Source organism: Streptococcus sp. E24BD (assembly GCF_041807825.1).
Taxonomy (GTDB): Bacteria; Bacillota; Bacilli; order Lactobacillales; family Streptococcaceae; genus Streptococcus; species Streptococcus entericus.
Map to the genome: position 1 here is coordinate 46,117 of NZ_JBGTZB010000011.1, position 9,270 is coordinate 55,386.

The following is a 9,270-nucleotide window of genomic DNA, read 5'->3' on the forward strand; positions in this document are numbered from 1 at the left end:
ACTTAATCAAAGAAATTGACATTATGTAGGTGAGGTATGTTGATAATCTGATTGACAGCTTGTTGACAGTTTCTGGAGTCAACCTCAATAATCATGATGGCCTTCTCTCCTGCTGCCTCACGGGTCACCGTCATCTGGGCAATGTTGATGTCATGCTGGGACAAAATCTCAGCCACCTGAGCAATCATCCCAGGAATATCCTGATGAACGATAATAATGGTTGGGGTATTCATCTTGAGCGACACTGAAAAACCGTTCAATTCAGTCACCTCGATATTGCCACCGCCGATGGAAATACCTGTAATGCTCATGGACTTGTCACCCTTTTTCACCGTGATTTTTGCCGTGTTGGGGTGAGAGGCATTGCTGTCTTTGATGATGTCCCAGTAGATACGAACACCTTTTTGGTGGGCGATTTCGAGAGAATTTTTGATGTCTGGATTGTCTGTTTCCATGCCTAAAATACCAGCGACTAGAGCCAAGTCAGTCCCGTGTCCTTTATAGGTTTTGGCAAAGGAGTTATAGAGATGAAAGGTGACCTCCTCAGGGATGTCACCGAAGATAGAATGAACAATCTTTCCAATACGAACAGCACCTGCTGTGTGGCTCGATGACGGTCCAATCATGACCGGACTGATAATGTCAAAAACTGACTGGAAACGTAGGGTTTTCATAAGGCACTCCTTGAATTGTAACTGCTTCAATTATACCACATTTGGGCAGGTCAGAAGACTTTCTCAGTAATTTTTGATATGATAGATAGGAACATAATTTATATGGAAAGGTCATGTAATATGCCCCTCTTATCCAAGAAAAACGCTCGTCATGTTATCGAGGAGATTATCGCGCTTTTCCCAGACGCTAAGCCCAGTCTGGACTTTCGAAACCATTACGAGCTACTGGTTGCTGTCATGCTGTCTGCCCAGACAACCGATGCAGCGGTAAACAAGGCGACCCCTGCTTTATTTGAGCGCTTTCCAAGTCCTCAAGAGGCTGCTGTTGCCAGTCCTGATGAGATTGCGCCCTATATTGCCAGACTAGGGCTTTATCGCAACAAAGCCAAGTTCATGCACGAGCTCTCTGTTCAACTCTTAGAACGATTTGATGGGCAAGTTCCTCAAACTCGCGAAGAGTTGGAGAGTCTGTCTGGTATCGGACGAAAGACAGCTAATGTCGTGCTGTCTGTTGGTTTTGGTATTCCAGCATTTGCTGTTGACACTCATGTGTCAAGGATTTGTAAACATCACAAGATTGTCAAGTCGGCAGCAACTCCCTTAGAAATCGAAAAACGGGTCATGTCTATTTTACCTCCAGAGCTCTGGTTGCCAGCTCATCAAGCCATGATTTACTTTGGTCGAGCCATCTGTCACCCTAAACATCCAGAGTGTGATCATTATCCCCAGCTTTACATGTTTGACAAATAAGTTTACAAAAGTATCAATTAAATTGACAATAAAAATAAGCGTTTGAAAGGCCTGATAAAGCTTGATGTTCACTAACATGAACTAACTGCTAGATTAAAGGTTGAACTTTTTGTTGCATTATCACAAAAAATAGGAGAACAGCCTGACTTTACAGCCTTTTTAGCAAGCCATGATACAGTAAAAAGGTAAAGTTTACGGGTTAGAAAGAGAAAATGGTGATGAAAAAGATTTTGGTGGTGGAAGACGAACCCAGTATTGTAACCCTTTTGGTTTATACGCTAGAGCAAGATGGATTTTCTGTTACCAGTGCGGATAATGGTCGTAAGGGGATGGAATTAGCTCTTTCTGGTCAGTTTGATTTTATCATTCTGGATTTGATGCTGCCTCAGCTGCACGGTATGGAAGTCTGCAAAAAACTCCGTCAGGCTGGTGTGGACACTCCTATTCTCATGTTGACCGCTAGAGATGATGAGTTGGATAAAATCATCGGGCTGGAGTTGGGAGCAGATGACTACATGACAAAACCCTTTAGTCCAAGGGAAGTCATCGCAAGAGTGAAGGCTATTTTGCGGCGAAGCCATCGCAGCACTCAAGAAACAGAGCGAGTGCTACAGGTTCAGGATTTGACCTTATTTGAAGAACGTCACGAGGTGTATCAGTCGGGTCAATTGTTGAGCTTGACACCAAAGGAATTTGAGCTCCTTCGTTTTTTGATGAAGCGAGCAAACCGTACGCACAGTCGAGAGCATCTCCTAGACAAAATCTGGGGCTATGACTATACAGGAGAGACGCGTATGGTGGATGTGCATATCGGTAAGCTTAGGGAAAAATTGGAACTAGATACCAAAAATCCGCGCTATATCCAAACAGTTCGAGGATTTGGTTATAAATTTGTGGGAGATAAGGAATGAGAGATTTTTTACCCTCAAGCTATCGCAGATTCTTGGTATGGTTGGGCGGCGTGCTTCTCTTAATCAGTATTTGCCATCTATTCTTCGTCAAGCTTCCCTTTGCGGATGGGAATATCTGGCTATCTCTAGCCTGGGCATTTTATAGTTGCCATCTTTTGAGCCTCTTTTTGGTGGTCAGCTATCTGCGTCATCCGATTAAGCAAGTCGAGCGTCAGCTTTATCGATTGCAGCAAAATATTTACGACAAAGACTACGTGCAACAGTCTGTGCCTGTTTACAATGAGTTGGGAAAAAATCTGACCTTATTGGGTCAAAAGTTAGCCGTGTTTGAGCAGAAATACAGTCATCAGAAAAGTCAGCTTGACCTCTTGCTCCGTCATCTATCTGTGGGTGTATTGGTCTTGGACGCTAGAGGACAGGTGACCTTGGCCAGCCAGTCCATGCAGCTCTATTTTCCTGATAGTCAACTGACAGGAGAGACCTTTGTCCAAATCAATAAAACAGCTGAACTCAATCTATTGATTCAAGAAGTTTCGGACAGGAAAGTCATGCTGAATCAGGAAATTGATATTTACTTTCCTGAAGAACGTACGGTGGATGTCATTGTGTCGCCGGTCTTGCAGGGCGCTAAACTGACCCAACTGTTACTTCTTTTTTATGATGTGACGCATTTACGGCGCTTGGAGCAGGTACGTCAAGATTTTGTCAGCAATGTTTCTCATGAGTTGAAGACTCCGGTGACGTCTATCAAAGGCTTTGCAGAGACTTTACTGTCAGGTGCCAAGGATGATGAAGCAGTTCGGGATCAGTTCTTGACCATTATTTACCAAGAAAGTCAACGTTTGCAGCAGATTGTTCAGGATATTCTGGACTTGTCACGATTGGAGCAATCTCCATCGGCTATCTTAGAAGAGGAGTTTACGATAGGTGAACTGGTCTCTGACTTGTCCGCCAGTTTATCAGGGCAACTGTTCGCCAAAGAGCTTGAGTTTACCTGTGTGGACAATCTGTCATTGCCCTATCTCGGAGATAGGGGAAAACTGTCGCAGGTTTTACTCAATCTCTTAACCAATGCTATTCGCTATACGGATAGAGGTGGTCAGATAAGGGTCATTTTGTCACAAGAAAAAACTGACGTTAAGATAGAAGTTGCTGATACAGGTATTGGTATTCCAGAAGAGGAGTTGGACCGGATATTCGAACGATTTTATCGCGTTAACAAGGGTCGAAGTCGACAAACAGGAGGAACAGGTCTGGGTCTGTCGATTGTGCAAAGCCTTTTGCTGGCGATGGATGGTCGGATAGAGGTAGCAAGCCAAGTTGGGCATGGCAGCCAATTTACCGTTTACCTACCGATGACAAAAAGAAATGAAAGCAATACATGAGCTTGGATTCCATACATTTTCTTTACACAATCTTTACAAAAAACTGCATATCATCCTTACAAAACCTTGATAGACTAGATTTATAGCTGACAACAAAAAAATTTCAGCTATGAGAAAGAGGTCAATCATGTTGAAACAACTTATTAAAGCAGGCTTTGTCTTGCTGGTAGGCGCTAGTCTGGCTGCTTGTGGCAATCAGGGAAGTGATGGAACTTCCAATCTCGGAGATATCATGGTCGTCTCTCGTGAGGACGGTTCAGGTACGCGAGGTGCTTTTGTTGACATCACAGGTGTACTGGAAAAGTCTGGCGATATAGAAGTCGACCAGACCACAAAAGCAGCAACTATTCAAAACAATACCGAGGGGGTTGTGGGAACGGTATCTGGCAATCCGAGTGCCATCGGCTATGTGTCATTAGGGTCACTGACAGATGTTGTCAAGGCTGTCAAGATTGATGGTGTCGCACCGAGCAACGAAACTGTCTTGGACGGGACTTATCCGATTCAACGTCCCTTTAACATTGTTTGGAAGGAGAGTTTGTCTAAACAAGCACAAGACTTTATCACCTTTATCCACTCAAGCGATGGACAAGCTATCGTGACAGATAAGAAATACGTGGCAGCAAAAACAGATAGCCAAGCTTATCAGGCTACACCTCAATCTGGCACAATTTCAATCGTTGGGTCGACATCGGTAACACCCCTGATGGAACAGTTGGCAGAGGCTTATCAAGTCCTTCAACCAGATGTCAAAATTGACATCACCTCAAATGGGTCATCAGCTGGCGTAACTGCTGTTCATGAAGGAGTTGCAGATATCGGCATGGTATCTCGTGAACTCAAAGACAAGGAAAAGCCAGGATTGACAGCGGATGTGATTGCTCTGGATGGCATCGCAGTCGTAATCAATAAGGATAACCCGCTAGAATCTCTAACGGCTCAAGAAGTTAAGGAAATTTATACTGGAAAACTCCTGACTTGGAATGAGATTGGCGAATAAGATGTATACAATTAGGTTGACAAAACTGTCAAGGTCTTGTCAACTTTTCAAGGAGGAGGTTTATGCGTTTAACGCTTAAAGGACAAGAAAGGCGAGAGTCTCTTTTCAAGGGTGTTTTCTTTTTATCGGCTTTATTGTCTGTACTGGCCATTGTGGTGATTTCAATCTTTATTTTTGGGAATGCTCTGCCATTTTTGCTGAAGCAAGGACTAGGGGATTTCCTCTTTGGGACGGATTGGTCACCGTCTAACCTACCGCCAACTTATGGCATTCTCCCGATGATTGTCGGTTCCTTATTGGTCACAGCAGGTGCGATTGTGCTGGGTGTCCCTGTCGGGGTCTTAACAGCTGTTTTTATGGTCTATTTTTGTCCTAAAGCCCTATACAGTCTCTTGAAACCTTCTGTAAATGTTATGGCAGGTATCCCTTCGATTGTTTATGGCTTCTTTGGTTTGCAGTTTATCGTTCCTTGGATTCGTTCCTACGGCGGGACGGGGTTAAGCGTCTTATCGGCTGTGATTTTGCTTGGAATCATGATTTTGCCAACGATTATCAGTCTATCCGAGACTGCCTTACGGGCTATTTCGAAAGATGATTATGCTGCTAGTCTGGCTCTAGGGGCTTCCCATGAACGAACGGTCTTTAAGGTGATGTTGCCAGCGGCTCGATCAGGTATTTTTTCTGCCGTTATCTTGGGAGTTGGTCGGGCAATCGGTGAGACCATGGCGGTTATCTTAGTCGCGGGCAATCAGCCTGTCATGCCGTCTGGTCTGTTACGAGGAGTTCGCACCATGACGACCAATATTGTGTTAGAAATGGCTTACGCTTCAGGAGAGCATCGAGAAGCCTTAATCACGACCGCAGCAGTTCTCTTTCTCTTTATTTTGCTGATAAATGCTGTCTTTGTCTGGGTGAAAAGGAGGTCAGAACGATGAAAAATAAGCTACTGCGAGGTCTCGTTTACCTATCAGCCTTGATAACGTTTGGGTCACTTTTTTTGGTCATCGGTTTTATTTTGATGAAAGGTCTTCCTCACCTGAGTTTAGAACTTTTTTCTACGACTTACAGCTCAAGCAACATGTCTCTCTTGTCCTCTATTGTGACCACCCTTGTCTTAGTGCTTGGGTCGCTTCTTTTGGCAATTCCAATAGGTGTTTTTGCAGGGTTTTACTTAGTTGAATACGCCAACCGAGGTAGCAAGGTGGTTGGTTTCATTCGTTTGGCTGCAGATACCCTGCAAGGTGTACCGTCAATTGTCTTTGGTCTCTTTGGCATGCTGTTCTTCGTTATCTTTTGTGGGTTCCAGTATTCACTCTTGTCGGGGATTTTGACGTCAGTATTGATGGTTCTGCCCTTGATTATTCGAGCGACAGAAGAAGGCTTGCTTGCTGTACCAGACAGTGTCCGTCAGGCCAGTTTTGCTGTCGGAGCTGGAAAGCTTCGAACGATTTTTAGGATTGTTCTCCCAGAAGCCATGCCAGGTATTTTAGCAGGTGTGTTACTGGCCGTGGGGCGAATAATCGGAGAGACTGCCGCTTTTATGTACACTTTAGGGACATCAACCAACATGCCAACGAATCTCCTAGACTCAGGGCGTTCCTTGGCTCTTCACATGTATGTGCTTTCTAGCGAAGGGCTATATTTGAAAGAAGCCTATGCGACAGGGGTTATCCTCATCGTCACAGTCTTGGTCATTCAGGCCATTTCTAACCAACTCTCCAAGAAATTAACGAAAGGGATTTAGCATGGGACAGATTGTAGTGGAGCAGATGAATCTTTTTTATGGAGATTTTCAAGCTCTGAAAAACATTAACTTACACTTGCCAGAGAAACAAGTAACGGCTTTGATTGGTCCTTCAGGTTGTGGCAAGACGACCTTTCTCAAGACCCTCAATCGAATGAATGATTTGGTACCAGGATGCCGAATTGAAGGGCATATTTCCCTAGATGGTCAGGATATTTTTGACAAATCCCTCAATCTTAATCAACTGCGAAAAAAAGTCGGTATGGTTTTCCAGCAACCAAATCCCTTTGCCATGTCTATCTATGATAACATTGCCTATGGTCCGCGGACACACGGTATTCAGGATAAGGCAGAGCTGGATCGGATTGTCGAGAAAAGTCTACGCGGGGCGGCTATCTGGGATGAGGTTAAGGACAAGTTGAAAAAAAGTGCCAGGTCCTTATCTGGTGGTCAGCAGCAGCGCATTTGCATAGCGAGAGCTCTGGCAGTCGAGCCAGAGGTTTTGCTCATGGATGAGCCAACGTCTGCCCTTGACCCGATTTCTACTTTGAAAATCGAGGATTTGCTCCAAGACTTGAAAAAGGATTATACCATCATCATGGTGACTCACAACATGCAACAGGCGGCTCGAGTAGCAGACACAACAGCCTTTTTCCTTTTGGGTGAGGTTTGTGAGTTTGGTGACACCGCTCAGATTTTTACCAAACCAACAGACGAGCGAACAGAGCAGTATGTGACAGGTCGATTTGGCTAAGGAGGAATTCATGAGACAAGCATTTCAAGAGGAATTAGACCATTTACAACATCAGGTCAATCAGTTGTTTGACCTGACAGAGCAAAGTTTTGTCAAGGTGCATCAAGTGCTTGCCACAGATGATATCGCGCTGGCTGAGCAGATTCTAGCAGAAGATGCTGAGATTAACCAAACCCAGTTGGCTATCGAAGTGGCTGCAGCTCACCTGATTGCTCGACAACAACCTGTTGCGAAAGATTTACGCCAGATTGTGTCATGGATGCAAATCAGCTCAGACTTGGAAAAAATTGGAGACTACAGCGCCTTGATGGCAAAGTGCTTGCTAAACCTTCAAGGGCATGCTCGCTCGACCGACTTGGAGGGTGCTCTGCTTGACTTGGGCCAACAAGCGCATCATCTGTGTAGCCTGGTTCGCTCTCTGGTCAATCATCAAAAAGAGCAGGAATTACAGGTTGTCACACAGTTAGAAGAAGCCTTGGTTGAGAAGAGAAAATCTCTATCAGCGACCGTTAGACGGCGGATGGACAGGGAGACTGATTTGGTTTTGAGCGGCACTTATTATTTGTCTATCGCGCTCCACATGGAGCGGATGGCAGATTACTTGACCAATATCTGTGAGCGTTTGGTGTATATCGAGACCGGTCGCTTGCAGGAAAAAGCTTAACTGATTGGAGTAGAGCGAGGAGTTCTACTCCTCTTTTCCTGAAAATAGTGCTATAATAGAGGCTCAACATCGACCTTCAAATCGACCGTTGACAGCTCTGCCATTTGGCAGAAGAAAAAACATTTGATGGGAGAAATCTATGACAGACAATAGCAAGATTCGTGTCGTTGTCGGCATGAGCGGGGGTGTTGACTCCTCCGTGACCGCCCTGCTGTTAAAAGAACAGGGCTATGACGTCGTTGGTATTTTCATGAAAAACTGGGACGACACCGATGAAAATGGCTTTTGCACAGCAACCGAAGACTACAAGGATGTCGCTGCTGTGGCGGACCAGCTGGGAATTCCCTACTACTCAGTCAACTTTGAAAAAGAGTACTGGAACCGTGTTTTTGAGTATTTTTTAGCTCAGTACCGTGCGGGTCGCACGCCCAATCCAGATGTTATGTGCAACAAGGAAATCAAGTTCAAGGCCTTTTTGGACTATGCTATGAGCTTGGGGGCGGACTATGTGGCGACAGGTCACTATGCCCAAGTGAGACGCGATAAGGATGGGACTGTTCATATGCTCCGTGGAGTGGACAATGGTAAGGATCAGACCTACTTCCTTAGCCAACTATCTCAAGAACAGCTACAAAAAACCATGTTTCCACTAGGTCATTTGCAGAAGTCCGAGGTAAGGGCAATCGCAGAGCGGGCAGACCTTGCGACCGCTAAAAAGAAAGATTCGACAGGCATCTGCTTTATCGGGGAGAAAAATTTCAAGGAATTTCTCAGCAACTATCTACCAGCGACGCCAGGTCGCATGATGACCGTTGATGGGCGAGATATGGGCGAACATGCAGGTCTCATGTATTATACCATCGGTCAACGTGGAGGCCTTGGTATTGGGGGTCAACATGGTGGTGACAACCAACCTTGGTTTGTTGTTGGAAAAGACTTGTCACAGAATATCCTCTATGTTGGTCAAGGCTTCTACCATGATAGCTTAATGTCAACAAGTTTACAAGCCAGTCAAGTTCACTTTACAAAAAAAATGCCAGAAGAATTCACCTTGGAGTGCACAGCTAAGTTCCGTTACCGTCAGCCTGACAGTAAAGTGACTGTGAAGGTTTCAGGCGACAATGCTGAGGTCATCTTTGATGAGCCACAACGAGCCATTACCCCAGGTCAAGCGGTTGTTTTTTACGATGGTGATGAATGCCTTGGCGGCGGCATGATTGACAACGCCTATAAAGATGGGGAAGTTTGTCAGTATATTTAACTAGATAAATTGCAAGAATAAGTGCAACACTTATCACAATTCCTTCAATAGTGCTTCAAAAGCTGTTCTGTAAGCCAAACATTTTCGTGGTCGGTTATTGATGTCAAATAAGACTTTCGCCAATTGT

Annotated in this window: 10 protein-coding genes; 9 read left to right on the forward strand and 1 reads right to left on the reverse strand. The window is 44.8% G+C overall.

What is annotated here, in order from left to right; translation table 11 throughout:
- Positions 1-2 precede the first annotated feature (2 nt).
- The gene (sdaAB, locus tag ACERC5_RS04195; protein ID WP_373660207.1) at positions 3-674 is read right to left on the reverse strand and encodes an L-serine ammonia-lyase, iron-sulfur-dependent subunit beta; all 672 of its coding nucleotides are present in this window, start codon (positions 672-674) and stop codon (positions 3-5) included.
- A 120-nt stretch (positions 675-794) separates the two neighbouring features.
- Between sdaAB and nth the strand changes: the two genes are divergently transcribed.
- The 9 genes from nth (at position 795) to mnmA (ending at position 9,143) form a co-directional block, all read left to right on the forward strand.
- Positions 795-1,424 (forward strand): endonuclease III, encoded by a 630-nt coding sequence (gene nth, locus ACERC5_RS04200; RefSeq protein WP_373660215.1) that lies wholly within the window; start codon positions 795-797, stop codon positions 1,422-1,424.
- A gap of 218 nt (positions 1,425-1,642) precedes the next feature.
- Positions 1,643-2,335: a response regulator transcription factor gene (locus tag ACERC5_RS04205; protein WP_373658678.1), complete on the forward strand. Its 693-nt coding sequence runs from the start codon at positions 1,643-1,645 to the stop codon at positions 2,333-2,335.
- Entirely contained in the window at positions 2,332-3,720 is a 1,389-nt protein-coding gene (gene pnpS / locus ACERC5_RS04210) for a two-component system histidine kinase PnpS (protein ID WP_373658677.1), read from the forward strand. The genes ACERC5_RS04205 and pnpS overlap by 4 nt, the downstream gene beginning before the upstream one ends.
- 124 nt (positions 3,721-3,844) lie before the next feature.
- Positions 3,845-4,720 carry a substrate-binding domain-containing protein gene (locus tag ACERC5_RS04215; RefSeq protein WP_373658727.1) on the forward strand — a complete coding sequence of 292 codons (876 nt, stop codon included), beginning with the start codon at positions 3,845-3,847 and terminating at the stop codon, positions 4,718-4,720.
- Between the two features lie 62 nt (positions 4,721-4,782).
- Complete coding sequence (gene pstC, locus ACERC5_RS04220) at positions 4,783-5,655, forward strand: phosphate ABC transporter permease subunit PstC (protein ID WP_373660208.1); 873 nt, start codon at positions 4,783-4,785, stop codon at positions 5,653-5,655.
- Positions 5,652-6,464 carry a phosphate ABC transporter permease PstA gene (gene pstA / locus ACERC5_RS04225; protein ID WP_373660209.1) on the forward strand — a complete coding sequence of 271 codons (813 nt, stop codon included), beginning with the start codon at positions 5,652-5,654 and terminating at the stop codon, positions 6,462-6,464. The genes pstC and pstA overlap by 4 nt, the downstream gene beginning before the upstream one ends.
- Position 6,465: 1 nt before the next feature.
- Positions 6,466-7,218 (forward strand): phosphate ABC transporter ATP-binding protein PstB, encoded by a 753-nt coding sequence (pstB, locus tag ACERC5_RS04230; protein WP_373658674.1) that lies wholly within the window; start codon positions 6,466-6,468, stop codon positions 7,216-7,218.
- Positions 7,219-7,228: 10 nt separating this feature from the next.
- A complete protein-coding gene (gene phoU / locus ACERC5_RS04235; RefSeq protein ID WP_373660210.1) occupies positions 7,229-7,882 on the forward strand; it encodes a phosphate signaling complex protein PhoU in 654 nt (217 codons plus the stop codon).
- Positions 7,883-8,021: 139 nt separating this feature from the next.
- A complete protein-coding gene (mnmA, locus tag ACERC5_RS04240; RefSeq protein ID WP_373660211.1) occupies positions 8,022-9,143 on the forward strand; it encodes a tRNA 2-thiouridine(34) synthase MnmA in 1,122 nt (373 codons plus the stop codon).
- Positions 9,144-9,270: the final 127 nt, after the last annotated feature.